The following is a 25206-nucleotide window of genomic DNA, read 5'->3' on the forward strand; positions in this document are numbered from 1 at the left end:
ATGCTGAAACTGAAGCGGTTGGGCATCGATACGTATAAGGAGCATGTTGTCTACCTGCGCCGTGATTCGCATGTATGCCTTGCTGAAGGATTCGAGGTTCATACCAGGGTACTGATTACCTATAAGGGGAAAGAAATTTCGGCAACCTTGCAATTGGTGGATTCAGATATTTTAAGCACGGATCAGGTGAGTGTTTGTGAGTATAGTTGGCGATATTTAGACGCTGAGGAAGGCCAAACCATTCAAATCAGCCATGCTCACCCGGCAGCCTCGCTTGGTTATGTACGCTCAAAAATGTATGGTAACAATTTGTCCTATGGACAATTAAAGGCAATTATCGATGATATAACGCTTGGTCATTATACCGATATTATGATTTCGGCCTTTTTAACATCCTGTGTCGGTGGCCGTTTAAATAGCAAGGAAGTGATTGATTTAACGCAGGCAATGATCAATACAGGCGATCATCTGCATTGGAGTCAAGCGATGATTGTTGATAAACATTGCGTTGGTGGAATCCCCGGGAATAGGACGACTCCGATCGTGGTGCCGATTGTGACGTCACTTGGTTTCATCATGCCTAAAACATCATCGCGCTCGATTACATCGCCTGCAGGTACTGCCGATACTATGGAGGTGTTTACCAATGTCGATCTTTCGCTAGAGGATATGCGTCGTGTGGTCAATCAGGAGGGGGGGTGTATTATTTGGGGAGGATCCGCATCGCTGAGTCCCGCTGATGATATCTTAATCAGGGTGGAACGGGTTTTAGATATTGATAGTGAAGGCCAGTTAATTGCTTCGGTGCTTTCTAAAAAAATTGCGGCAGGTTCAACCCATGTGGTGATTGATATACCGATTGGGGCAACAGCGAAAGTGCGCGGACAACACATGGCAGACAATTTAAAATCGTTATTTGCCACGGTTGGACAAGCATTGGGAATTGGAGTCAAGATTATGATTTCGGACGGTAGCCAGCCGGTGGGTAGGGGAATGGGCCCGGCACTGGAAGCGCGGGATGTCTTGGCGGTCCTTGAAAATAATGTCAATGCCCCACAGGATCTGCGTGATCGTGCATTAATGATAGCTGGCCATATTATTGAATTTTCTTCCCAATATGCGCCTGGGCAAGGGTATAAAGTAGCTGAGCAGGTGTTAACCTCTGGCCAGGCCTTGAGAAAATTTAAAGCAATTTGCCTTGCACAGGGGGGAATGCGTGACATTCCAGTTGCTCCTTTCTCATATCCGATAACGTCTAGGACGCATGGAAAAGTGTCCATCATTGATAATCGCCGTATTGCCATGGTTGCTAAACTGGCTGGCGCACCGAATGATAAAGCCGCAGGTGTTGATTTGCATGTCAGGCTTCACCAGCCGGTACTCAAAGGGGATGTGTTGTTTACTATCCATTCCCAGACACACGGGCAACTGCAGTATGTCCTTGATTTTATGAGTAAAAATGAGACGATTGTGCAGGTGGCACAGGTTTAGTCTGGCAAGACACAATGTCATTCATCATGGGAGGTAATGATGCCGATAATATTAGCATGGCCTGATTCTAAAGGGATGGCACAAAGCCTGTCGTTACAGCTAGGTATTCCGTGTGGAGATTATGCATTCCATCACTTTCCTGATGGTGAATCGCTGCCAACCATCCAAACACCAGTCAAAGGTGACGAGGTGATCGTGGTAGCAAATCTTTATCAGCCCGATTCAAAATTATGGTACCTCATATTATTGGCTGAAACTCTGCGCCAATTAGGCGCTACACGGGTTGGATTGGTTGCTCCTTATTTAGGTTATATGCGTCAGGATACGCAATTTCATCCTGGTGAGGGCGTTACCTCGCGGATTGCTGCGACCTATCTTTCGAAAGCCTTTGATTGGTTAGTAACGGTTGATCCGCATTTGCATCGTATCCATGACTTAAGTGAGATATACACGATTCCAACTCACAATGTGCATGCGGCATCGGCGATTGTTACGTGGATTCAATCCAACGTAAGCCATGCGTTGCTTATTGGGCCTGACGAGGAGAGCAGGCAGTGGGTTGCCGAGTTAGCACAGCTGGGGCAGCTTCCTTTCCAGGTGCTCACAAAAGAACGTTTTGGAGATCACGAGGTAAACGTTTCCCTGCCGCGTGTTAGTGAATACAAGAACCATACACCAGTCTTGGTTGATGATATCATTTCTACCGCCCATACGATGATAGAAACAGTGAAACATCTTCAGCTGCTTGAGCTAAAACCTGCGATTTGTATCGGTACGCATCCTGTCTTTGCTGAAGATGCCTATCAACGGTTGTTGGCCACCGGTGTTAAAAGCATTATTACTTGCAATACCATCGAGCACTCAAGTAACCAGATTGATCTGTCCCCACTTATAGCGCGTGTCATCGGTAAGCAGTAAGCATCTGATGAACCGGGGAGGAGCTCGCTTCCTTTGACCCTCCTCTTCGGAGGAGGGGCAGATTCATGCCGTCTTTGGCATGAATCTGGGGTGGTGTGAGGGGAGTCCGGACAGGTAGGAGTGCTTGGCTTTCACACCTCCCCGGCCTTCGGCCCCCCCTCCTCCGAGAGGGGGGGATTACCCCCCTTATTTTAAAACATTTAGATTGTCACTTTCTTTTGTTAAGTCAATATACTTTTTCCAGTCTTGAGCTGGTTCTCTAACGTCAGTAGGGTCTGGTTTAGAGTCACTCTTTTCGGAGAAGGTGCCCGTATCGTTTGGTTCATCTTTTGGCTGAAAACTATTCTGCATGACAACAAAGAGATTATTGCTTGAACCAGCGTGCAAATAATCCTCGGGGGTTTTCTTACTTAATTTGGTCAACATAGGTTGCCCATCGCTGGCATCGCGAGCTGGAGAATCTTGAGACGGATCATCAAGCATTTTTCGTTTGTGTAAGTTTGACGTTTTTATCCCATCAACATTGAATTTTCTATAAGGACCAACGTGTCCTTTCATTTGTTCCTTTATGAATGTAAGTTGGATAACAGCATCCTTGAGTTTTGTTGAGCATTCTTCAAAGGTTGAAGGAGATAATTGGATGATACTTAAAAAATTATCTGCCACTTTCTGATGTGCTTGAGAATGTACCAAAGAAAAATTATGAGAATCGCCATTGGCATAAGCAAGAACGTCTTTAATAATCTGAGTTCTATTGGCAATGATCGATTTATATGCCGTTGTCTTAAGTGCGGCTTTCATACAACAGGCAAATGTTGAATTTTTATTCTGATCCTTCATCGTTACGTCTTTAAAACATTCAGATAGCATACGTTGTATTGTCGGGCCACTTGGTGAAGAATCCTTATCTTCAATTCTTCTGAATATTTCTTCTAAACCGCCCATCGCATCGCCAATGAATTGTTTGCCATTTGGCGAAGAATTTTTGCTAAGTGCTCTGAGATGTATTTGAAGTCCGCGAAAATGGCCATTCCCTACATAATAGTCAACGGCTTTAATGGCTCTTTCTGTTGAAGAAAGAGGTTTTTGGGGGTCTACAAAACACGGATGTTCGGGAGGGAGAGTATAGGGCGTATAATTCTTGGTAACAAAATTAAGAATTGTTTCAGGAGTAGGAGCTGCATAAATTGTTATTTCATAAGGGTCTATATTTTGGATGGAGTTATAGCTTTGGCAAAAAATGACAGGAGTGTTGATAGGCATTTTGCGAAGAGACCATTCTGCACCGGCATAGGATCCAACATTGCTGTGAGCATTTTGGCGGTTAAAGGTGCCAACTGGTGTAATGTCTAAGGGCTTGGGTAGATCTTCTTGGATAAATCTAAAGATAGAACCAGCAGCCACATGCCCATAATGGGTGCCCGGAGTAAATCGGTTAGCAGCTTGATCGCGTTCTTTCTCAAGCCGTGATTCATGCTTCGGGCGCTTATGTTTGCCTCCTGTTGTATGGGTTAGCAAACAATGGGTGTGAATAATCGTGTCGTGCTTTGATTGGATCAAGAGCTTATTATCCCAAATTGTTATGTAAAAATTCGGAGCTGTGGTCGAGGTTCTAAGACATAGATCGGTAAATTGTTTCAACTGTACTTCAACGTGAGAAACTAATTCAGCGTTTTTAATAAAATTTAAGGCTTCTTTTAAGGCATTTTCCATTCTTTTAATTCCTACTTATTGGTGCATTTTCGGTGGGGATTTTACACCACAACAAATAAAATGCAAGTAAAATTAAAGTATATATAAGATTGAAATAGGTATATAGTTAAGCAATTTTAAGTAGTTTTATTTAAGGTTATTATGTATAAATAGTTTATCAACTAAAAGTTGTGAGCTGGATAATTAGGTTTAAACGTGCTATAACCGATAAATCAATGACTTAATCGTGACTTAATAGAAAATAACATGTCGTCTAGCACTCCCTTTGCTTTGTATATTCATTACCCATTTTGCCTAGCCAAATGTCCGTATTGCGATTTTAACTCTCATGTGAGAGATAAAGTGGATCATGATCGCTGGTATGAGGCTTATATTGAGGAGTTGCGCTATGGAGCAGGCTTGATACCTCAAGGTGAGGTCGTTAGTATTTTTTTTGGGGGGGGGACTCCTTCGCTTATGCCTCCAGCCCTTACGGCTGCTATCATTGAAGAGGCTCATAAGCTGTGGAACGTGAAGGAAAACGTAGAAATCACCCTGGAAGCCAATCCGACTTCAAGTGAAAAAAGTAAATTCAAAGCATTTAAGGATGCGGGTATTAATAGATTGTCACTCGGCATTCAATCGCTTAACCCTCAGGATTTGGCTTTTTTAGGGCGTAAGCATTCAGCAGATGAAGCACGGGGCGCTATTGCAATGGCTGCAGAAATATTTGATAATTATTCATTTGATTTAATTTATGCACGGCCCAAACAGCAGTTGCGAGAATGGGAAGCAGAACTGAGTGAAGCATTGACCTTGGCAGCAAAACATCTCTCCCTCTATCAATTGACCATCGAAAAGGGGACGCCTTTTTATCAGGCCTATGCCAAACACGATTTTGAGATGCCAGGTGAAGAGCTGGCTCATGATTTTTACCAATTGACCCACGCCATTATGGAGGCTCACGGACTGCCTGCCTATGAAATATCCAATCATGCCCAGCCTGGATATGAGTGCCAGCATAATCTAGCCTATTGGCGAAGTCTTGATTATTTAGGAATAGGTCCAGGAGCTCATGGCCGTATCCGATCGGGGCCTGTGCGTGAATCGTTTATGACGATTCACCACCCAGAAAATTGGTTGGAAAAAGTTCAAGCACATGGCCATGGTTTACAGCAGCGGGACGTTTTATCACAGGAAGAGCGCCTGGATGAATTATTATTAATGGGACTTCGTTTAAAAGAGGGACTACCACTTGAGCGTATTGAAGAACATTTAGGGGTGAGTGCAGACATATTGTTTCCACAGGCACGAAGGCAGTTGTTAAGGGATGAAGGTTTATTAGAATCGCAGCCAGATATCCTTTGTTTAACCCGCAAAGGAGCGCTGGTCTTAAATCAGGTGGTTACCTTTTTAAGCACTAACGCTTCACCATAAATTCATGTGACTGACGATCCCATCGTACTCAATAACACTCCAGGTTTCGGCATCGTATTGACTTTTTGGGGCGTCTTGATTAAGGATATATTGCAGGAAGATAGGACGATCGTTGTTCGTTGGAAAAACAGTTTGGGTGTTTTTAGCGGTTGGGATTGAAATAAGTAATTTCTATTTCAATCCATAGATCATTGTTACTCATCGATACGTAAAAAAAGCAGAAAGCCAACCACATTTTTCGTCCATAAAATTGATTATTTGTCAGAGCAATAAGGCTTAAGTAATGATTGGAATTAACCTTGCATTAAGTTAAATCCACCTCTAAACTAATCCTTAAATCCTTAAAAACTGGGAGGTTTACTTATGCGCGCAATTGCTCTGCGTTACCCCTTCTTAACCTGTATATGTGTAGCGGCTATCCTTCATGGTATCATATTGGTGAGAATACCAGTGTTATTGGCTATCCAACATCCCCCTAAAATTCCTAGTATTATCAGTTTTAATCTCAATGCGAATGGTAACCAAATATGGCATCGCATGCAGGATCAAGATGATGATTATATCGATCCCGCAGGAGTTGGTGAATTAAACACGATGCCAGTGGCAATGCAGAAAAAAAATGGTGAGGTGGTTAAAAAATGGGTTCGCAAAATTCCCCCAAGCCCTGCCGTTCCATTCAGAGCCGACATACCTAGTAACACCCTAGAGGTGGTGCCCATGGCTCGTAAAGCGTATGTATCATCCGCACCTACAGAACATGTATTAGGCGATAAGCCGGTATTTCAATCAGGGGCTTCTAGCAAGAGTAACGGCAATACAGATGGTGATCGCGAGCTTGCCAATTTAAAGGGACGATATACGGCACAGCTTTCTATTTTATATAATCAGAACCAGGTGTTGCCCAAAGGATTTGGTACTCAACATACCGGGGTTCCTCAGGACCCTTCAAAAATGGTATCCGTCAATGTCATTGTCCATGTGGATAAGAATGGCAATATCCTGCGTTATTTTTTCCCATATCCTGTACGCGATTCAGCCATTCGGGATGCTGCTCTGGCAACGCTTGAACAGGTGAAGCAAGCTGCGCCACCGCCGCAGGAACTCTTTACCGCCAACCCCAACCAGACATTCATTGCATTTACGTTTAACTTGATTTACTGGTAAGCCGCTATGATGCAATCCGATAATGCCATGCAACGACTTCTGGATATTATGGCGAAGCTTCGCAATCCCCAAGGCGGATGCCCGTGGGATCTTGAACAGAATTTTGCTTCGATCGTGCCTCATACGATTGAAGAAGCCTATGAGGTGGCCGATGCTATCGAGCGTGAAGATATGACTGGGCTTAAAGAAGAATTAGGTGACTTGCTTTTACAGGTTGTGTTCCATTCGCAAATGGCGAACGAGCAAAATCTATTTGATTTTGAACAGGTAGCCGAAACTATCTGCCAAAAACTCATCCATCGCCACCCACACGTATTTGCTGATGCTGATATTAAAAATGCTGCCCAACAAGAAGATTCCTGGGAAAGGCTCAAGCAGAAAGAAAAAGAAGATAAACGATTAGCACAAAGCGATAAGCAATCTCAACCAGCTAGTATTCTTGATGATGTGACCGTAGGCCTGCCAGCTTTAATGCGGGCTATTAAACTTCAAAAGAAAGCGGCTAAAGTAGGGTTTGACTGGCCAACGCTGAAGCCGGTATTTGATAAAGTGCATGAAGAACTAGACGAACTCTATGCAGAACTTGATAAACGTGAACATAATCATGACCGGTTAGAAGATGAACTCGGAGACGTATTATTTGCTGTGTGCAATATTGCCAGGCATTTAAAACTGGATCCAGAAACGGCCCTTCGCCGCACTAACCGTAAATTTATCCATCGCTTTAATTATATCGAGCAAGCTATTGCTGTAAAAGGAAAGTCTCTGCAGAATTCAACACTTGAAGAGATGGATCAATTATGGGAGGAGGCAAAGAAATAGTACGTAATATGTCCCAACTCCCATTTCTTGGTATTGTTTCTACCGCCCATATAAACCAGCCCTTTCTTCAGCATTTAGCGCAGACCTGTCACTTTGATTTTGTGAGTGCCCTATCAGATCAAGACGGGATTTTCTTAGTGGTTTCAGATCTGCAGATATCAATCCACACTCACCATCAACACCAAAAGCTTGAGTATTGTTCCGGTTTTACCGAGGCATCCCTGGCTTATCGTAGCCATAAGACCAGCATCCACCAGGAGCCGCTAGCAGAAGCGATTGGCCTCAAACATGGAACGCCTTTAACGGTAGTTGATACGACTGCAGGATGGGGAAGGGATGCTTTTATATTGGCCTCCTTAGGCGCGAAGATGATCGTGTTGGAGCAATCACCGGTGCTGTGGTTTATGCTAATGTATAATATTCATATTTATAAACAACAATCTGATTTAGATGATATTTTAATGGAATGTTTTTGGAATAAGAGTCAAGACTGGCTATCTTCATTATCCCATGATGACAAGCCGGAAGTGGTTTACCTTGACCCCATGTTTCCCGAAAAGAAAAAAACATCTCTCGCCAAAAAGGAAATGCAAATCCTGCAGTTACTGTTAGGAAAGGGTGATGAAGATGAATCTGCACAATTGCTGCAAGCGTCATTAAAGGTTGCAGCAAAGCGCGTCGTTGTTAAACGCCCCTCACGTGCATCGTTTTTGGGTGATGTAACACCAAGTTTTTCCAAGGCGGGCAAAAGTGCTCGGTTTGATGTGTATGTGATGGTATAAGCATTCTGGTGTTCAATTATTTCGGAACGTTTTGCAACTAAAAAGAAAAAGTGAGATATAGAAATAGCATGAAGAATAATGGGCTTATATAGCACAAACCCTCGTCCTCCCCAGCCCACTTGGGCTGGGGAGGACGAGGGTAAGGACTTTTGGCCGGTTACTCGTTGTTTCAGTCGAGGTTAGTTTTCTAAGCTGTAGGAGTCCCTGAGGCCTTTGCCACACACACCAATGCAGGGCGGAGCAAGCGGTCTTTAATGACGTATCCTGCTTGCAATACCTGTGTGATGGTTCCCGGTGCCACCGCATCATCTTCGACCTGCATCATTGCCTGATGAAAATCATGATGGAATGCTTCGCCCAGTGGGACGATCCGTTTAATGCCATAGCGTTCAAACACACTGACTAATTCGCGCTGGGTCATAATGACGCCGTCGAAGAGATGTTTCATTTCGCCACTTAATTGGTCAGCAGGGGTGGTGACGCTTTCGATAGCCCGATAAAAATTATCCAGGATAGAGGTTAAATCACGGGCAAAATTGGTGATAGCATAATCGCGAGTGGTGGCTTTTTCCTGTTCGGCGCGGCGCTGGAGATTAATACGATCGGCTTCTGCACGCTTCCACCGTTCTTCCATTTCGTTGATTTGCTGGCGCAGCTGTTCGATTTCAACTTGTGCTGCTGGTGCTTCTGTGGCCGCAGACATATCCGCTGCACTCTGCCTATTTTTCAGGATGCTTTGGATCGTTGCATTTTGTTTAGGATCAAAGCTGCTCTCAGGAGATTCCGGTGAGGTGTTTTGGTCGGTAGATGAGGCATCGTGCATGGCGGCTCCTTGGAAATTGAATAACAACTAGTATTTTGAATGATAGTTAGGTATATAGTGTTTGGAAATGATTTTTCAACCCCTAATCAAAAATATTAAAGGAAAATTATGCGCCCTTCGGCAAGACAACCCCAGGATTTACGACCTATTAAATTTCAAACGGGCGTAAGCCGTTATGCAGAAGGTTCGTGTTTAATCAATTATGGCCATACGCAGGTGTTATGTACTGCTTCGGTGGAAGAGTCGGTTCCTTCGTTTATGCGCAATAAGGGATCTGGCTGGGTGACTGCTGAATATGCTATGCTACCGCGCGCGACGCATACCCGCTCCAAGCGTGAGTCTGCCAGTAATAAGCCCTCGGGTCGCAGCCAGGAAATTCAGCGTTTGATTGGGCGGTCGCTGCGTGCAGTGGTTGATCTGCCGCTACTGGGAGAGCGTTCGATCACCATTGATTGCGATGTGCTCCAGGCAGATGGTGGTACTCGAACTGCCGCAATTACGGGTGGTTATGTTGCTTTGTGCCATGCCGTAAATTATCTCTTAAAGGAAGGAAAAATTTACCGTAATCCTATCATTGAACAGGTGGCTGCGATTTCGTGCGGCATCTATAAAGGCCAGGTGGTCGCCGATTTGGATTATGATGAAGACAGCAACGCCGAGGCGGATGCTAATTTTGTGATGAATGGCAGTGGCAACATTATCGAGATTCAAGGAACGGCTGAAAAAATTTCCTTCACGCCCGTACAGTTTCAGGAATTATTAGGCCTTGCCGGAACGTCCATTGAAACCATTATTCAGTTACAAAAACAAGCGCTTCCTGAGTGGAAGCAATAGGATTAACTATGCCAGCATTTCAAGGAAAGCAATTGCTGATTGCCTCGGCCAATCAGGGAAAAATTAAAGAAATCAAAGCGTTATTGCATCCTTTTCCACTGGAAGTGGTTGGGTTGGATCACGATGGTGTCGTATCGCCAGACGAAACAGGTAAGACATTTATTGATAATGCTATCCTTAAAGCCAAATATTATGGTCAACATGCTGGAATGCCTGCACTGGCAGACGATTCAGGATTGATGGTGGAAGCCTTAGGTGGTGCTCCTGGAGTTCAATCCTCCCGCTGGGCTGAAGAAAATGGTGGGTATGAATCTGCTATGGAACAGCTTAAACATGATATTTCTGAAAGCCGTACTGGTAATTATAACGCAGCTTTCATCTGTGCTTTGGCGTTATGGTGGCCTGATGGCAGCGAAGAGGGCAGGGTAGAAACCTTTGAAGGCCGAGTGGATGGTTCTCTGAGTTTCCCCCCCAGAGGTAGCCATGGCTTTGGTTATGACCCTATCTTTGTTGCTGATGGTCAGCGTGTCACCTTTGCTGAGATGACACCTGAAGAAAAACACGCCATCAGCCACCGCGCCCGCGCCTTTGAAAAATTTATCCAGGGTTGTTTTTAAAAACACGGTTGGCAGTTTGAAGAGAAGATGTTATATTCAGTATTCATGTTTACGTTTTTTCGTAAATGGTCTACCTTTCGGGGGATTAGCTCAGTTGGTTAGAGCGGGGCGCTCATAACGCCTGTGTCGTGGGTTCAAGTCCCTCATCCCCCACCACCACCCTACGCCGCCTTACGAGCTTCTACCTATGCCTCTTAGAAGCTTCGGCGGACACGTTGTCGGGTGGAGCGTATTCCTGCGTAGCTCCAAAGGAGCGAAGCGGGAAGCCATCCAGGAGATTGTTAGAGCATAGGGAGATTCTTTCGGAGACTCTTCACTTTATTTTTTATGAGTTTTTTTCCTACGCTAGCTCAGCGTTCTATCGGGGCGATGTTTATATAATTCAATCATTTTGAGGGTGTATGTCTTTACCTACCTTACTTTACACCAGACGCTTCCTGCCGTTGTTTCTTACGCAGTTCATGGGGGCGTTTAATGATAATTTGCTGAAAAATGCCCTTGTCATGCTTGTGACCTACCGTATAGCCACAGCCTATGGCGAAAATCCGCAAATGCTGGTGACGGTGGCTGCAGGCTTATTTATTCTGCCCTTCTTTCTTTTTTCAGCAACGGCTGGGCAATTAGCTGATAAATATGACCGTGCCAAAATTACGCGTGTGATTAAAGTGGTCGAAATCGTTATTATGGTCTGCGCGTCGGTAGGATTCTACCTTGAGAATGTATGGCTTCTTTTAGTATCACTTTTTTGCATGGGGGTGCATTCAACCTTTTTTGGGCCGATCAAGTATGCGCTACTGCCGCAGCATCTGCATGATCAAGAGCTGCTTTCGGGCAATGCGTATATTGAATCTGGAACATTTCTGGCCATTTTGCTGGGCACGATTGCGGGCGGCTTACTCATTTTACAAAATCACGGCATTACGATTTTATCGGCCGTTTTAATCCTAACAGCTATCCTTGGCTATGTATCAAGCCGTTTTATTCCTGCCGCTACGGCACCTGAACCCGCACTTCGTATCAATTATAACCTCTTCCAGGAAACGTGGAGGATGATTGGTTTTGGGCGCAAGAATGGCAGGGTATTTCGCTGTATCATCGGGATCTCCTGGTTTTGGCTGGTGGGGGCAACTTTTCTGGCACAGTTTCCAACCTATGCTAAAGATGTATTACATGCGGATGAAACCGTGGTTACCTTATTTCTTACCGTCTTTTCGGTAGGGATTGGTATTGGCTCCATGCTGTGTAATAAATTATTGCGTGGGCAAATTCAAAGCACCTATGTTCCATTGGCCGCACTCGGTATTGCGGTGTTTACCTTTGATTTATACTCTGCCAGTCATTATGTGCCACAAGTCGTAGGATTACTGAATGCCTGGGAATTCCTGGCAAATGCCAAGGGGTTACATATTCTTGCTGATTTACTGTTGGTGGCTATATGTGCGGGTGTTTATATTGTGCCCTTATATGCAATCATGCAGCATGATAGCGAAGCTATCCACCGTGCCCGTATTATTGCTGCCAATAATGTCATGAATGCCCTGTTCATGGTGTTATCTGCTGTGGGTACGTTAATCATGCTCTCTTTGTCGTTTACGATTCCGCAAATATTCCTCACCATTGCCATGGGTAGCGCTATAGCCGCTATTTATATCTGCATGTTGTTGCCAGATGCCTTGCTGCGTTCCCTTGCGCGCATTGTGCTGAAATGCTGTTACCGTGTTGAGGTTAAAGGGATGGAACATTATAAGGCAGCGGGTGAACGGGTGCTGATTATTGCCAACCATACTTCGTTTTTAGATGCGGCGGTCATAGCGGCGTTTTTGCCAGATAAAATTACCTTTGCCATTAATACCACGATTGCTCGTAACTGGTGGATGAAGCCGTTATTGTTATGGGTGGATGCGTTTCCGCTTGATCCAACCAATCCCCGGCAACTAAATCATTGATCGATACTCTTAAGAAAAATCGTAAATGTATGATTTTTCCAGAAGGGAGGATTACGGTTACAGGTGCATTGATGAAAATCTATGAAGGTCCAGGGATGATAGCCGATAAATCCGGCGCAACTATATTGCCTGTGCGGATTGACGGGGCACAATATACCCCATTTTCCAAATTAAAAGGCAAAGTGCATATTCGCTGGTTCCCTAAAGTAACCCTGACGATTTTGCCTGCGTGTGAATTTCATATACCCGAAGAAGTAAAAGGGCGCAAACGTCGGCAAATGGCTGGACTACAACTCTATGATACTATGTCGCAGATGATGTTCGACAGCAGTGACTACCAGCAAACGTTATTTGCTTCATTACTTTCAGCCAAAGCGGTCCATGGGGGCAGCCATCTCATTGCCGAAGATATTGAACGCAAACCGCTTTCATACCGTCAGTTTATTGCGCGCAGTTTTGTCCTTGGCAGGCTTATCACCACTCACTTTCCAAATGAAAACACGATTGGGTTGATGTTGCCGACATCCATCACCATGGCCCTAACATTTTTTGGCCTGCACGCTTTTGGTCGGATACCGGGGATGATAAATTTTTCTGCCGGAAGCTCCCAGATCATCACGGCATGCAAGACCGCGCATATTGCAACAATCCTCACGTCACAGCGTTTTGTTACCGCAGGTAAAATGGATGCGGTCGTTGCGGCATTGCTGGAAGCTGGCATAAACGTGGTTTATCTAGAAACTTTACGTAAGGATGTCTCGCTGTTTGATAAATTATATGGGCTGATAGCTTCTGTTATACCGGAGGTGTTGTATAAAATAACAGGGCGTGGGGTGAATGCAGATTCACCCGCTTTTATCCTGTTTACGTCTGGTTCAGAAGGAACGCCTAAGGGGGTAGTCCTTTCGCATACCAATATCCAGGCTAATCGCTGCCAGTTGGCCAGCCGTATTGATTTTGGTCCTATGGATAAAGTCTTTAATTGCCTACCGATGTTTCATGCGTTTGGTTTAACGGGGGGCACATTGCTGCCTATTCTCTCAGGAATTAAAACCTTTTATTACCCATCCCCGCTGCATTATCGGATTGTGCCAGAACTGGTCTATGATATCAATGCCACCATTATTTTTGGTACAGATACATTCCTTTCGGGTTATGCCCGTTTTGCACATCCTTATGATTTGCACAGTGTTCGCTATGTGTTCGCTGGGGCTGAAAAATTAAAAGAAGAAACACGTAAAGCCTATAGCCAAAAATTTGGTGTACGCATTTTTGAAGGCTATGGCGCAACAGAAACAGCACCTGTGATCAGCACCAACACTCCTATGCAAAGCCGAATTGGCACCGTTGGTAGATTTATGCCCGGCATTGAATGGAAACTTGTTACCTTGCCAGGTATTGAAGAAGGTGGGCAGCTTTGGGTCAAGGGGCCTAATATCATGTTGGGTTATTTTAAAGCAGAAAACCCGGGCGAGTTACAGCCACCGCACGAAGGGTGGTATGATACCGGTGATATTGTGGTGATCGATAAAGACGGCTATATCACCATAAAAGGACGTACCAAACGTTTTGCAAAAATTGGTGGAGAAATGGTGTCGCTTACGGCGGTAGAAGCGGCTCTTGATCTTTTATCGCCAGGCTTAATGCATGCTGCTGTGACGGTTCCTGATCCCCAAAAAGGGGAACAGATCTTGATTTTAACCAATGATAAATCGGTAAACCGTGAGGATATTATACAGCATTTCAGAGCGCATAAAATGCCTGAAATTTCGATTCCAAAGAAAATTCACCGTGTGGATGCCATTCCGCTGCTTGGCACAGGAAAAGTGGATTATCAGGAAGTGAAGCGGGTGATACTCCAGCTAGAAGGAATCTGACCATCCGTCTAAAGCAGTACTCGCCTACGGCTCATACTACTTTAGACGGTTGACGATGACGTGCCGTTCCGACACGCTCCGTCATCTTCAGAATGACTACAGGCCTCTGTATCTGGTTCATACGTAGCAAATAAGGGAATTATGCTGGTTGCGTTGCTTACGTTGCCATTGCCACTACGCTTCGCTTCAACCCACGTATAGTAGTCAGCTACCAATCTCGTTATCTTATCCTAAGCTGCACGCGCTGCACTGTTTCGCAGGGCGGATGGTACTGCGGGAGTAGCATCAGGTTTAATCTGTTGTGTTACTTGTTGCGCTGAAGTAGGCGTTGTCGTAGTAGCGCTTTTGTTAGCGCTATCCGTGCTCTTTTTATCATCAGACAAAAATCGTGATAGTTTGAGTACCGCATTTACCAGGGTTACCCCCAAATGGATCGGAGCAAACATGAAAAACTTTTGTATACTCATTTTGTCGGGAGTTATATCCGTGCTGACAGGGCGAGGTTCCTTCGTTTCGGGATCGGTGATGGTCTTTTTGTCCTGGCCGTTGATGACTAACTTGTCAAAATCACCTAGATTTAATTTCCCAGATTTGGCACCGAAAATATGATTGGTTGCGCCTTGAAGTCGTGTACCAAAATTAGCTTTCTGTGAATCAGTAGAGTTAGACATGATACGCTCCATATTTTTAATCTATTTTAATATAATTTTAGTAAATTATCAATTTATATTATAGCAATATTTGTGTCACAATCGTTAATGCCTGTTTATTTTTTGAGAGGTTAACGAAGAATCGTGTTGGTCAAACAGCGCAATTCATAATGCTTCGTGCCAATAATATGACATATTTATAGTGTTTCTATTAATAAGTTTTTTGGGATTAATTGTTCATTATTAAATTTTATGTTTATATTTGTGTGTTATAATTTAGACTAGGGTTATTTGTTTTTAGGGTTTATTTCTAATATTGTCTGATGATGTAATGTATGTTAGATGGCATTTTTGAATGCATACGTAATTTTAAGTTACCAGATGATTTGGTAACAGATTTTGATTGTAACCCAGGAGTTAAGGAAGATCAGCTTGCCAAAGCATTCAAGCATACTTTGATGTCCATGAAAAATAATGCCAATAACATTAAGAACAATATAAAAAAAGGTATGTATGAATCCGATGCAGAAAAATTGGAAATTATAAAGCAATTGTACGGTAATTACATTTTTAATATTGAAGATAGGATGAGTCGTTATTTTGAAAGTAAGAATGTTAATTATACAGTGGAGAAAGTGCGCATAATAAGGGAAAAATTGTATCCGCAATGGCTGGTTGACCTATATAACTTGATTGAAACAGAAAGTGATGAAAAAGCAAGATCATACGAAGAGAAGATTGGGAAGCTTATAGAATTATTTAGTATTAAAGCATGTAAGAATAGCAATATAGAATTAAAATTACTTGAGCAAACGCAAAAAGAATTAGAATCGGCAAAAGCGAAAATTGAAGAATATAAGTCCTCGCGTGAGGTAAAAACGAGTGTTGAAATTGCTAATTCAATCAGAACTACGATCATGGAAAAAAGTTTGTTTACTAATCCATGTAGAATCGTACATAAAAAGATAAATTCAGGAAAAAATTTTAATAAAGATTCTTTTATAAAAATGTCTCTGGATGACTTTAATCAATTGATAGATGAAACAAAAAAAATCCTAAACAATGAAGCGAGAGAGAATCAAAAGAAGCGTGATATTTTAACGTCCCTATTACAGATCAAGACTGACGAGAATCGAAGTGGGAATGAACATAATTCGTCAAATGACACGTCGAGTAATAGTGAACAAGAAGAATTCCCAAGGGCATTAGAAGAAAGTAAAATAGAAAATAAAGGTGATGTTTGGGCAACTGACCACGGTATCAATACTCAGCTTGTATCGTTGTTGGGTAGCAGTACCCATGTGATTGATCCAGCATCGTTTTCGATTCGTACACCACTCTCTACAGAGGATAAAGAGGCTAGGGATGGTTTAGTGATTCTGCAAGGTGCTTTAGTAAATTGTATAATGCTGGATAATGAACGTAAATCGATACAAAATATAGAAGATGGTGACCGCCTTAAAAAACCTATTGTTATGGTTATTAACACTGCTTCTGCCAAAGCCAAGTCGAAACTAGATGCAACTGCAAAAGGTGGGGCGCATTGGGTAACCTGTGTGATATTACCACGAGACTATCATCCAACGAATGGAGAGCCTTTAAATAATGACATGGAGCAGGTTTTTTTTATTGATTCGCTGAATGATTGTACCATCACGAAAGGCATGATGGGTGTGTTCGATAACTTATATGTTGATGGCAGAGATAGTTCTTTAATCAATCCAGAATATCAAAAAAATCCCAATATTAAACAACAGGAAGGCGGTTCTGATTGTGGTTGGTGGGCAACGTATAATGCCATTTCTGTCGTTTCAACAGGAAGCAGTCGTTATATGGAGCGTTTTTCACAACCGAGCCGCGAGCCAGCAAAAAAAATGCGGGAACTGATGCCTGATTTATCTATCGAAGCACCGCTGAGCAAAGAGCCGCCAAGGAAGAGGGAGCCGTCTAAGGCTCGTACAAAAGAAGGAAAGAAAGAAGGAAAGAAAGAAAAAAAGAATCTGGGAAAAAAGGAAATCAATAACCGGGTAACGAAGCACACAGCGAAAGAGCCATTACACGCAACAGATAGAATAATCCTACCGCAGAGAATGCATCACCAAGTGAAGGCCTATATTGAATCGTTTAGCAATAAAAATCTGACTTCTGAGGGCTATCATGCAAAGGTCGAATCTTATATTCAACTGCAGAGTGTGTCTAGAGCTGCTACATTATCGGATATAAAGGAGATAAAGGATCCTGATTTAGAATCATTGTTTGGTGAACTTCAAAGTCATAATAATAGTGGGCCTGTCGTTAGCGAATTATTGACACCTGAACAAAAAGATTACATTAAAGCGGCAATCACGGATCACTATGTTCTTGCGATGGAATCCGTATCTAAGGGGATATTAGAGATTATTGAAAGTAATCCTCATTTATTTGTGGATAAGCGATTTATTGATTGGTTATCTCGTTGTAAAGCAGAAAAAGTTTTTGACTTAAAAGACCCAGCGGTGCCTTGGAAAGATTTAGTTTCTTCCGCTGATCAAAAAAAAATAAGAGAACTTCGAAGTGAGTCTATTTATAAGAAATTAAAAACATATCATAGAAAGAGAGTCCTTGATACGTCTCTACTTAAGGCTATGGTATTGGGGCCCGAGAGTCGATTTCAAAAATTAGCAACGACTGAGACATTATGTGCGGCAGGAATAGGAAATAATGGAAATGTAATTAACGGGTTAAATGGTTTTATTGATGAGTGCAATAAGGTTAGTCTCAACGATAAGCAGCTTCTTTCTGTAAGTATATTTATTAAAAAACTAAACAAATTTAAGACGCTATTAAAAGTTAACGAACCGCTTCAAAGTGCGTTCACTAACTATAGTGACGGTGAAGTCAAAGAATCCATTTTTAAGCAGACAATACAGACTATTTTCACACATCAGGAAACGTTGCGCCTACCAATAGAGCATATAGAGAATAAATGGAGAAAACTCAAAGTTATTTATAGGGCATTGGAACCAGATTTACAGAACTATGCTACTAGCAACGCAAAGGATCTTTTCCGCACCCGCGAGATATCATTACAGGGGAAATGGGATTCCATTCATATAGGAAAGAGTGAGCTGTTACTGACAGAATTTAAGAAAACTGTCAGTGATTTTCAAGCATTATTGAAAGAAGCCCCTAATTTGAATGTGATGTTTTATGCGTTGTCGAAAGATCCCGTGCAGTTTTCTGCATTTATGGATAAATTAGAAAAAAAATCTGTTCTTAATAATGTAAATGAATTGTGTAATAAAGAATTTCATACACAAGATAAAAATAGCATTATTGATGAAATTGAACATATTGATCATAATAATATGATATTGTGTTTAATGAAAATGAAGAAAAGTTATAACAAATTATATGAAGAATCAAAGAAAAAAATTCAACAGCATTTTAGAAATGGGTTTGTTATATTATGTGAACCGCTCTCTCATTGCCTAAATGGATCTGAGAAAAAGGCATTTCAATACATATATGGAGGGGTGGCGACTGAGTTAGCAAAGAGTTTTTTAAACAGCTATTTTAATAAAAATAAATCCTACTACCAGAAAAAAGCAAAAGACAGTATTAAGGATGATGAGGTTAACGATTTTTTTAAAAATCAAAAAAATTGTGAAGAATATAAACCTGAATTATCATATATGGAAAAGAGGAAAGCAAAGAAAAAAGAATTGAAAAGCACATCTGATAAAGAGAAAATAAATGAAAAAATAGAGGTCCTCCATAGAAGTGAATGTGAATCTGGGATAGGTCTTCGGCTTTTAGAAGCGTTAGCTCAATTAGCTACCGCCAAGACTAAGGACGAGAGGAAGAGGGCCCTTAAATCGGTGGTTCCCTCAAAATTAAGGCGCGACGAGCGAATCAAAAATTTTTTTTTAGAGAATGTAAAAGATGATGAATTAGATAGAATGGGTCAAATTAAAGCCTTGTGTAACAAGGCGTGGGCCAATAGCGATAGGAATATTTCAGTTTATTCAGATGATATTCGTCGTGAATTTATTCATGGTGTATATAAAATTTATGACGAAGAGTGGTTAGATAGAACAAAAATAGGAAATATATTATTGGATGCAACGGGAGCAGGAATAAATGAACTGTATATTAAAGAATACGCAGGTCAATGGTTTAAGAAAATTGATGTCCAGGATGTCCCGGATAAAAACGGTAAAAAGCCCTATGTCATGAGTGGCAAGGAATATTACGAAGGTATTAAATTATGGGTCAATAACTTGCATAAATTATCTGAATTTTATAGTTATAGAGTTATTGTTATTTTTCTTGATGAAGCCAAATTACTGTTATCTGATAAAGATAAGATTGATATTAATGATAAAAATAAGAGATTTAATGTTTTATTTAGTACGTTTAGTGAGGATATCGATAAATTTGTAAGTGAAGACAAACGGAACGAAAGTGAATTTTCACAGAAATTAAAACTTGAACCCTTTATGAATAAGAGAGTGCATGAACCTAAGAAGAGTGCCCTCGATGAATTAATAACTAAACTACCAAAGGTTCAATTAGCCGTTTCTAATGGCGCGATAATGCGAGAGATTGTTAAGGGTAATTGGCTAGAAAATAATGAGATAAACGAGATACGACGATTTTTAAAGTATGAAGTTGATGAATTGGTTAAAGACCTGGTGAGTAAGGTTGCGAGCTTGGAAAAACCTGATCATTTGAAGCATGATCAGGATTTTTTTGAAGTTAAAAAGAAATTTTGGGAGAGCTTGGTTGATAAGAATGAGTGCGATGACGAAACATGCCTGGTGCTTGCCAATATTCTTAGGAAGAATAACGATGATACAGGTGCAAGGGATCAATTATCACCCAGCATAATACAATTGTTTTCAAATGAGCATGAAACGGGCATCAATGCGGCCATTCATGCGGCTTATCCTGAGGCTGCTCACCAGGTTTTGAGCCAATTACTAAGAAATGAGGTACAGACAAACATTAACCGTCTCATTCAAGATCAAATCCAAGGTATTGTCGAAAACGCCCATCAAGCACAACAGCCAAGGCTGCAAACAATAGATGACTGTAAACGCTATATACTTAATCCATCAGCCGAAAACTCCGTATTGTTAATGACAATGCACCAAAACCACCTGGAAGAGATAAGAAGCGCGTTTGATCAACTTGATGCTGGTCTTAATAATAATCCATTTATGATTGGTCCTAACCAGCTACAAGAATTACAGCAACTAGCGGATCACATAATACAGAATAATTTAGACGTCAATGAGATAGAAAATGCTCTTGGTAATTACCATAAAACTATCGGTCAATTGATCCAAAGCCATGGGCAACAAAAGGTGGTTGATGCTAATGGCGTTGTTGCCAATAACTTAGGGATATATAACACACCTAAAATCATTCAAGCAGCACGGATACAACAGTACCAAATTGATAAGACTAGAAGAGAAGAAATTAAGGAGAAAATACTTCACCCAACACCAGAGAATGTTGAGGTAATTCGTCAGGCACTAACTTCTGATCAGGGTAAGAAGTCAACGAGAGTAGCCTTTGCAGAGATAGTTAGCGATTTAGAGACAAAATTTAATGTTAATAGTGATGAATTAGGAATAATCGCGAACCGCGGGCGAGCGATTACTGAAGACGCAGTAGTAGTCAACTTGATGCAAGCGCTGACGCAGTATAGCAATGCTGTTGGTAACGCAATTCAAGCCTCTAGTTCGACCCATAACGTGATACAAAGTGACGCTGATGCGCGGGAGCATGTGGACAGGGAGTATCGTTCAAATACCGTTAGAGACGGGGCAAATGCCTATGTATTACATGGGCTGGAACGCAACAATGGTTATTTAGAAGAACCCCAGATCATCGAAAATAACATACACGGTGCTGAGGGGCATGTAGCAAATCCAGTGGCTCCACAACCCGTGATCATGAATCCAATAATTCCCCAACATCCACTTAATCAGAATGCGCCGCAGCCTCATGCCAATCAAATTAAGCCCAAACCAGGACGTCACAAAAAAATCCAAGAGGGGCATAATAAAACCGAGGTTGCGAAATCTTCAAACCACGCTCAATCCAAAGCTCAACCTCAAGCTTCAGCCACGGCTGCGAGCACCACCCCCATGAGCGAACCCAAACCTGCTTCATGGTCGCTGGCGGCTAAAGTAGTTGCGTTTTCAGAATGGGGATTCGCCGCGGGGGCGTTATTGATTGGAAGTTTCTTTGTGGCTCCAGTAATACCTGTGATGGCCGCAGCCGTAGGCCTGATGCTGCCTGCGGTTACGCCTATTCTTATAGGCGTCTTAGGTGCCGCACTGGCAGCTGGAATTTTTGGAGTGAAGTGTCATTCCAATCATAGCGAACAAACGAAATCCAATAAAGCTGCGTTTGAAGCCCAGTCGCAGGCCAACATGGAGAAAAACTCAATGAAGGCATCCCCTGAAATGGCTAAAAAGTTAAAAGATAATCTTGCTAAGAATGTAAACGTTTCATCCAAAAATAATGCTCGTTTCCTTTAATATGGAAGGCAATAAGCACGTGCCACAATTCGTTATTCCCTACCCACCAATGCCCGAATCATTCCTCTGAGTGTCCGCACCTCTTGCGAACTAAAATCGGCTCGTGTCAGCATCGTTCGAATGTTGCGCACCATCGACGGTTTGAGAGCTGTTGTGGGAAAGAAGCCTTTGGTATCCAGGCTGGTTTCGAGATGTTCGAATAAGCCCTCAATCTCATGCTTGCTGGCAAGCTCCTGTTTATGGATGCTCACAGGGATAGTGCCATGGGCGGCAACAAACCATTCATAGGCACAAATCACGACTGCCTGGGCTAGGTTCATTGAGGCATAAGTGGCATCTACCGGGATAACCACTAATGCATTGGCAAAGGTGAGAGGATCGTTTTCCAAGCCGGTACGTTCGGCGCCAAACATGATGGCGCTTTGCAGCCCTTGCAGATGATACTGAACAATTTCGGCAGCAGCTTGGCGCGGGGTTAAAACGGGTATCGCGGCATTGCGGCTACGTGAGGTTGTCGCATAAACACGATGGCAATCGGCGATAGCCTCTTGAAAACGATGATGAACCGTGGCGTTTTCGATAATATCCCCCGCATGGCTGGCCATGATTTTAGCTTTTTCGTTAGGCCAACCATCACGTGGTGAAATCAGGCGCAATTGTTTCATGCCAAAATTGCCCATTGCTCGAGCTGTTGCACCAATGTTTTCACCCATCTGCGGTTGATCAAGAATGATGATAGGTGAAGTGGATGTAGGGGCGGTAAGGGGCGTATCCATTAGATTGTCACACCTGATTCTAACAAATGATAGGTGATGCTATCATGCAGGGCATGATATGACGCATCAATGATATTGGTTGAGACACCAACCGTTGACCAGCGATTGCCTATGGTATCTGCCGATTCGATCAAGACGCGAGTGATCGCCTCTGTCCCTTGTTCGGATGAAACAATCCTTACTTTATAATCGACTAGCTTGAATTCTTTGAGCGCTGGATAGATGTGTGCCAGTACCTTTCGAAGTGCGAGGTCAAGCGCGTTGACAGGGCCGTTGCCTTCAGCAACGCTCATGAGTTGTTGGTCGCCGATATGGAGTTTAACGGTAGCTTCCGATACGGTTACCAGCTCCTCGCGCGCATTCCATCGCCGTTCATCAATCACACGGAAACTATCCAGTCGAAAATACAGAGGCACAACACTCAACCAACGCATGGCCAATAGTGCAAATGAAGCATCGGCGCTGTCATAAGCATAGCCTTTGCTTTCGCGGTCTTTGACGTCGCTTACTAAGCGCATAATGGAATCTTCGTCTTTAGGAATGGCAATGCCGATTTCCTGCAGGCGAGCTAGAATATTGGATTTGCCAGATTGATCCGAAACCAAAATATGCCGTTGATTGCCCACCAAGGTCGGATCAATATGTTCATAGCTTTTAGGGTTTTTTATCACGGCCGATACATGAAGCCCACCTTTATGTGCAAATGCGGCTGAACCCACATAGGCCTTGAATGGATCAGGGTTGCGATTTAACCGCTCATCCAAAAAACGTGATAAGCGGGTGAGGTGCTTTAAACCTTCGTTGCTTATACCTACATCATATCCCATTTTTAACATCAGGTTTGGAATGATACTTACTAAATTGGCGTTGCCACAACGCTCACCCAATCCATTGATGGTGCCCTGGACCTGGCGTGCACCTGCGCGGACAGCGGCCAGTGAATTAGCCACTGCGTTTTCGGTATCATTATGACAATGAATACCAAGATGGCTTCCAGGAATCACGCAGGTAATAGCCGAAACAATAGTAAAAATCTCATCTGGCAAAGTACCGCCATTGGTATCGCACAGCACAATCCAGCGTGCGCCGGATTCATAAGCGGCTTTAATACAGGCTAGGGCAACGTCTGGATTTGATTTATAGCCGTCGAAAAAATGTTCTGCATCAAACAGTGATTCGCATTTTGCGGCAACCACATGGGCAATGCTCTCACGGATCATGGCTAGATTGACATCAAGTGTGGTATTGAGTGCAGAGGCGATATGAAAATCCCAGCATTTGCCAACCAGTGTAATGGTGGTAGCGCCACTGTTAATCAAGGCATTGAGGCCTGGGTCGTTGGCGGTGCTGGTGGAAGGTCTGCGTGTCATGCCAAAAGCAGCAATTTTGGCGTGTTTGCAACGGGGGGGCTTGGCAAAGAAAGCGTCATCGGTAGGGTTAGCACCTGGCCAACCGCCTTCAATGTAATCAATGCCTAATTTATCCAATTGGCTGGCAATGTCTTCTTTGTCGGTACTGGTAAAATCAACCCCATGGGTTTGTGCGCCATCGCGCAGAGTGCTGTCATAGATATAAACCCGTTCTGTAGTAGGTTGATGTGCCATACTGACTACCTAAATTACCAAAAACATGACCTTTATTTTTTTTCGTTACCCAATGTTAAGCTCGCATTTTATTGAGTAACATTCTGATTTTAAACGAATAAAATCGATAAATCCAGACGCAAAATAAATTTGCATTGTCGCAATCTTATCACGTATCCTTTATGAAGGCTACAAAGGAATATAGGGGAGGATACATGGTTTTAACATATGATGATAAACCAATAGAGCTCTTATCATTGCATGATATTGAGGAAGAGCGCGAACGGATTCAAGGTCTTTACCGGGCTGTTGTATTACAGGCGATTATTGATGCCACTTACCGCAGGGCACTTGAGAAGCATTGTCCATTGCCTAAAAAACGCAGGCATCAGGAATTAAAAGAGGCCAAGATAGAAGCCATTCACTGGCTTAATCCGCACAATGAGGATTTTCAAGCGGTATGCCATATGGCTGATTTATCACCGAAGCATGTTTATTTTTTTGCCACGCAAATGATCCGCGAAGCAAATAGCCGTAAGAAGCTGGAAAAAGAGCAGAAGCTTACCAAATGGTTACTCGACCGTACGTTAGACCATGTGGATAGGAAATTATTCCAGGAAGTAGAAAAGCAGCATGAATTAGTGTCCATCGTGCGAGAGAATCGGCGCAAATCCAAGGACGTGCGTGAAGCTACTATTCTGCCGTTTAAACGCAAGATTGGGTGATGTTCTTTATGGATAAACGTAAGAAGAAAGCGGTGTTAAAATCCGCAAAGAGACGCGTTCGCCTTCGTGTACGGGTGGTACCAAAAGACACAGGCACGAGGGAGTTAATGGAAAAAAATAAGGCGGGGCTCACTTTGGATCCGTTGGATAGGCTTTATCGCAACGATATGATTCCTTACGCCTCCTTTTTAGCGGGGGTAAAACTGCGGAAGCTGTATTACCGTGTTAACGGTGCTCCCCATGCCAGGGGGTATGACATGAGTTACATCAGGGGCTACAACCCTGGGACACTTTCTGAGGAAGAGCAAATCCATTGCCGCAGGCTATATCAACAGGCATTTCAATGGCTGGAATATAGTAAAACGCGCAAGGAGGTGATGGATATTTGTGTGTTTGGCGTTAATCCTCCCCATGATAAAGAAACCGGGGATATCAAACCCTCAGCGATGGTTGACCGGCTCAAGGATGGGCTCGATTTTTTATCCTCAAAATGGAAGTTAAAAAATACCAAATTAGAAAATTGTTAATGGTTT

At 42.9% G+C, this 25206-nt stretch carries 16 protein-coding genes, 1 tRNA gene and 1 pseudogene; 13 read left to right on the forward strand and 5 right to left on the reverse strand.

The window, feature by feature from the left end; translation table 11 throughout:
• Entirely contained in the window at positions 1 to 1491 is a 1491-nt protein-coding gene (locus IPP74_09510; GenBank protein ID MBL0319505.1) for a thymidine phosphorylase family protein, read from the forward strand.
• Between the two features lie 36 nt (positions 1492 to 1527).
• A complete protein-coding gene (locus tag IPP74_09515) occupies positions 1528 to 2409 on the forward strand; it encodes a ribose-phosphate pyrophosphokinase (protein MBL0319506.1) in 882 nt (293 codons plus the stop codon).
• A gap of 186 nt (positions 2410 to 2595) precedes the next feature.
• On the opposite strand, the gene IPP74_09520 is transcribed toward IPP74_09515, so the two are convergent.
• Positions 2596 to 4122, reverse strand: a complete 1527-nt coding sequence (locus tag IPP74_09520) for a hypothetical protein (GenBank protein ID MBL0319507.1) — start codon at positions 4120 to 4122, stop codon at positions 2596 to 2598.
• 246 nt (positions 4123 to 4368) lie between these two features.
• On the opposite strand from IPP74_09520, the gene IPP74_09525 reads away from it, so the two are divergent.
• From IPP74_09525 to IPP74_09540, 4 genes are all read left to right on the forward strand, one after another.
• Positions 4369 to 5538, forward strand: a complete 1170-nt coding sequence (locus IPP74_09525) for a coproporphyrinogen III oxidase (GenBank protein ID MBL0319508.1) — start codon at positions 4369 to 4371, stop codon at positions 5536 to 5538.
• Between the two features lie 363 nt (positions 5539 to 5901).
• Positions 5902 to 6702, forward strand: coding sequence for a hypothetical protein (locus IPP74_09530; GenBank protein MBL0319509.1), 801 nt, complete (start codon positions 5902 to 5904; stop codon positions 6700 to 6702).
• 6 nt (positions 6703 to 6708) lie between these two features.
• On the forward strand, positions 6709 to 7524 hold the full coding sequence (mazG, locus tag IPP74_09535; protein ID MBL0319510.1) for a nucleoside triphosphate pyrophosphohydrolase: 816 nt from the start codon (positions 6709 to 6711) through the stop codon (positions 7522 to 7524).
• Positions 7503 to 8306, forward strand: coding sequence for a class I SAM-dependent methyltransferase (locus IPP74_09540; GenBank protein MBL0319511.1), 804 nt, complete (start codon positions 7503 to 7505; stop codon positions 8304 to 8306). Before mazG ends, IPP74_09540 begins: the two co-directional genes overlap by 22 nt.
• A gap of 187 nt (positions 8307 to 8493) precedes the next feature.
• Here the strand turns inward: IPP74_09540 and grpE are convergent, their stop codons facing one another.
• Positions 8494 to 9129: a nucleotide exchange factor GrpE gene (grpE, locus tag IPP74_09545; GenBank protein MBL0319512.1), complete on the reverse strand. Its 636-nt coding sequence runs from the start codon at positions 9127 to 9129 to the stop codon at positions 8494 to 8496.
• A 108-nt stretch (positions 9130 to 9237) separates the two neighbouring features.
• On the opposite strand from grpE, the gene rph reads away from it, so the two are divergent.
• The 4 genes and pseudogenes from rph (at position 9238) to IPP74_09565 (ending at position 14403) form a co-directional block, all read left to right on the forward strand.
• Entirely contained in the window at positions 9238 to 9963 is a 726-nt protein-coding gene (rph, locus tag IPP74_09550; GenBank protein MBL0319513.1) for a ribonuclease PH, read from the forward strand.
• 8 nt (positions 9964 to 9971) lie between these two features.
• Positions 9972 to 10580, forward strand: a complete 609-nt coding sequence (rdgB, locus tag IPP74_09555; GenBank protein MBL0319514.1) for an RdgB/HAM1 family non-canonical purine NTP pyrophosphatase — start codon at positions 9972 to 9974, stop codon at positions 10578 to 10580.
• Between the two features lie 79 nt (positions 10581 to 10659).
• A tRNA-Met gene (locus IPP74_09560) sits at positions 10660 to 10736 on the forward strand.
• A gap of 245 nt (positions 10737 to 10981) precedes the next feature.
• Positions 10982 to 14403, forward strand: a pseudogene (locus IPP74_09565) (acyl-[ACP]--phospholipid O-acyltransferase).
• 230 nt (positions 14404 to 14633) lie between these two features.
• Here the strand turns inward: IPP74_09565 and IPP74_09570 are convergent.
• Positions 14634 to 15074 (reverse strand): hypothetical protein, encoded by a 441-nt coding sequence (locus IPP74_09570; GenBank protein MBL0319515.1) that lies wholly within the window; start codon positions 15072 to 15074, stop codon positions 14634 to 14636.
• 314 nt (positions 15075 to 15388) lie between these two features.
• On the opposite strand from IPP74_09570, the gene IPP74_09575 reads away from it, so the two are divergent.
• The gene (locus IPP74_09575) at positions 15389 to 21589 is read left to right on the forward strand and encodes a hypothetical protein (protein MBL0319516.1); all 6201 of its coding nucleotides are present in this window, start codon (positions 15389 to 15391) and stop codon (positions 21587 to 21589) included.
• Positions 21590 to 21621: 32 nt separating this feature from the next.
• On the opposite strand, the gene IPP74_09580 is transcribed toward IPP74_09575, so the two are convergent.
• Both IPP74_09580 and IPP74_09585 read right to left on the reverse strand, forming a co-directional pair.
• Positions 21622 to 22365: an RNA methyltransferase gene (locus tag IPP74_09580; GenBank protein ID MBL0319517.1), complete on the reverse strand. Its 744-nt coding sequence runs from the start codon at positions 22363 to 22365 to the stop codon at positions 21622 to 21624.
• Entirely contained in the window at positions 22365 to 23969 is a 1605-nt protein-coding gene (locus IPP74_09585) for a citramalate synthase (GenBank protein MBL0319518.1), read from the reverse strand. The genes IPP74_09580 and IPP74_09585 overlap by 1 nt, the downstream gene beginning before the upstream one ends.
• A 194-nt stretch (positions 23970 to 24163) precedes the next feature.
• On the opposite strand from IPP74_09585, the gene IPP74_09590 reads away from it, so the two are divergent.
• Both IPP74_09590 and IPP74_09595 read left to right on the forward strand, forming a co-directional pair.
• Positions 24164 to 24673, forward strand: coding sequence for a hypothetical protein (locus tag IPP74_09590; protein ID MBL0319519.1), 510 nt, complete (start codon positions 24164 to 24166; stop codon positions 24671 to 24673).
• 8 nt (positions 24674 to 24681) lie between these two features.
• Positions 24682 to 25200 (forward strand): hypothetical protein, encoded by a 519-nt coding sequence (locus IPP74_09595; GenBank protein MBL0319520.1) that lies wholly within the window; start codon positions 24682 to 24684, stop codon positions 25198 to 25200.
• The last annotated feature ends 6 nt before the right edge of the window (positions 25201 to 25206 follow it).

This window comes from Alphaproteobacteria bacterium, from assembly GCA_016722515.1.
In the GTDB taxonomy this organism is placed as follows: domain Bacteria; phylum Pseudomonadota; class Alphaproteobacteria; order Rickettsiales; family JADKJE01; genus JADKJE01.

What these genes read in the sequence shown, in the direction of transcription:
- IPP74_09510 (MBL0319505.1), top strand. Translation starts at nt 1, where the DNA reads ATGCTGAAACTGAAGCGGTTGGGCATCGATACGTATAAGGAGCATGTT.
- IPP74_09515 (MBL0319506.1), top strand. Translation starts at nt 1,528, where the DNA reads ATGATGCCGATAATATTAGCATGGCCTGATTCTAAAGGGATGGCACAA.
- IPP74_09520 (MBL0319507.1), bottom strand. Translation starts at nt 4,122, where the DNA reads ATGGAAAATGCCTTAAAAGAAGCCTTAAATTTTATTAAAAACGCTGAA.
- IPP74_09525 (MBL0319508.1), top strand. Translation starts at nt 4,369, where the DNA reads ATGTCGTCTAGCACTCCCTTTGCTTTGTATATTCATTACCCATTTTGC.
- IPP74_09530 (MBL0319509.1), top strand. Translation starts at nt 5,902, where the DNA reads ATGCGCGCAATTGCTCTGCGTTACCCCTTCTTAACCTGTATATGTGTA.
- mazG (MBL0319510.1), top strand. Translation starts at nt 6,709, where the DNA reads ATGATGCAATCCGATAATGCCATGCAACGACTTCTGGATATTATGGCG.
- IPP74_09540 (MBL0319511.1), top strand. Translation starts at nt 7,503, where the DNA reads ATGGGAGGAGGCAAAGAAATAGTACGTAATATGTCCCAACTCCCATTT.
- grpE (MBL0319512.1), bottom strand. Translation starts at nt 9,129, where the DNA reads ATGCACGATGCCTCATCTACCGACCAAAACACCTCACCGGAATCTCCT.
- rph (MBL0319513.1), top strand. Translation starts at nt 9,238, where the DNA reads ATGCGCCCTTCGGCAAGACAACCCCAGGATTTACGACCTATTAAATTT.
- rdgB (MBL0319514.1), top strand. Translation starts at nt 9,972, where the DNA reads ATGCCAGCATTTCAAGGAAAGCAATTGCTGATTGCCTCGGCCAATCAG.
- IPP74_09570 (MBL0319515.1), bottom strand. Translation starts at nt 15,074, where the DNA reads ATGTCTAACTCTACTGATTCACAGAAAGCTAATTTTGGTACACGACTT.
- IPP74_09575 (MBL0319516.1), top strand. Translation starts at nt 15,389, where the DNA reads ATGTTAGATGGCATTTTTGAATGCATACGTAATTTTAAGTTACCAGAT.
- IPP74_09580 (MBL0319517.1), bottom strand. Translation starts at nt 22,365, where the DNA reads ATGGATACGCCCCTTACCGCCCCTACATCCACTTCACCTATCATCATT.
- IPP74_09585 (MBL0319518.1), bottom strand. Translation starts at nt 23,969, where the DNA reads ATGGCACATCAACCTACTACAGAACGGGTTTATATCTATGACAGCACT.
- IPP74_09590 (MBL0319519.1), top strand. Translation starts at nt 24,164, where the DNA reads ATGGTTTTAACATATGATGATAAACCAATAGAGCTCTTATCATTGCAT.
- IPP74_09595 (MBL0319520.1), top strand. Translation starts at nt 24,682, where the DNA reads ATGGATAAACGTAAGAAGAAAGCGGTGTTAAAATCCGCAAAGAGACGC.